Origin of the sequence: Streptomyces sp. GbtcB6 (assembly GCF_019091475.1) — a bacterium.
GTDB lineage: Bacteria > Actinomycetota > Actinomycetes > Streptomycetales > Streptomycetaceae > Streptomyces > Streptomyces hyaluromycini.
Genome location: NZ_JAGXJL010000310.1, coordinates 1 through 266 on the forward strand (window position 1 = coordinate 1; position 266 = coordinate 266).

Here is a 266-nt window from a genome sequence, read left to right on the forward strand (position 1 = left end):
GGAAGGTGGGTCGTGACATTCAATGGAGGGTAAAATCAGTAAGTTCAAACAAGAATTCTTTGTGGGGAGCTTGCCCTGATGTGAAGCTTAAGGTGGGCAATGTGGTGGAAGAAATCAATGTTTTTGTTCATGAATCTTTACCATGTTCTCTTCTTCTTGGCAAACCTTTCATTACTGAATGGAGATTGCAGACTAAGGTTCTTGATGATGGTACTCACATGGCCAAAGTCAAGAGTAAGGATAATCTTCGTGTTATTCACTTTCGT

General features: G+C 40.6%; 1 protein-coding gene. It reads left to right on the forward strand.

The window, feature by feature from the left end:
- Positions 1–266, forward strand: a 266-nt coding sequence (locus KVT45_RS55405) for a hypothetical protein (protein ID WP_217562731.1), incomplete at both ends; no start/stop codon positions are given.